The sequence below is a fragment of the Psychrobacter sp. 1U2 genome (genome assembly GCF_051847575.1).
On the sequence record NZ_JBPYDC010000989.1, the window covers coordinates 1 to 746 of the forward strand.

Here is a 746-nt window from a genome sequence, read left to right on the forward strand (position 1 = left end):
CCTTTACTAATATGATGAGCAACGGCGTTATGATAGACCCATCCTTTATGTCCGACATGCTCAGTCCATTCTTAGTCAGCCTTAAGCTGGCTACTATTACCACTTTATGTTTATTACTCTTTGCCACGCCTGTGGCATATTGGCTTGCCAAACCAAGTCGTGGACACTTCGTGGCACGTGTCAAAGTGGTAATGATGGGCGTTATTGCCATGCCGCTGGTACTGCCACCTACTGTTATTGGGTTTTACTTATTATTATTGCTAAGCCCTAGCTCGGGTATTGGCAAATGGCTTAGTGAACATAACATTAGCCCCTTAATCTTTACCTTTGAAGGTCTGGTCATCGGCTCTATTATTTACTCCCTACCGTTCTATATTCAGCCTGTCTATGCTCAGTTTTTACGTATTCCCAAAAGCGTGATGGATATGGCAGGGTTATTAGAGCCAAGCCGTCTTAAGCGCTTTATGAGAGTGGCGTTACCACAAGCAAAAGTTGGTATCATTTTGGGTAGTCTTATCAGTTTTGCTCATACCATTGGTGAGTTTGGCGTGGTACTAATGATAGGGGGTAGCATCGCAGGTGAGACCAAAGTGGTATCGATCGCCATATATGAGCAAGTCGAGGCGCTCAATTATGAAGCGGCGCACATGATGTCAGGCGTTCTTATTATTATAGGGATGATTATGGTGGCGCTCATTGCGAGCATAAATAAGCTGAACCAGCGTTAATCTGTATCAATCCTAAAA

At 44.0% G+C, this 746-nt stretch carries 1 protein-coding gene; it reads left to right on the forward strand.

Features of this window, described 5'->3' with window-relative positions; genetic code table 11:
• The first annotated feature begins 56 nt into the window (after nucleotides 1-56).
• Nucleotides 57-728 (forward strand): molybdate ABC transporter permease subunit, encoded by a 672-nt coding sequence (gene modB, locus ACS8FD_RS19940; protein WP_439277145.1) that lies wholly within the window; start codon nucleotides 57-59, stop codon nucleotides 726-728.
• Nucleotides 729-746 lie beyond the last annotated feature (18 nt).

Excerpts from the sequence above, each read along its gene's own strand:
- modB (WP_439277145.1), top strand. The coding sequence starts at position 57 with ATGCTCAGTCCATTCTTAGTCAGCCTTAAGCTGGCTACTATTACCACT.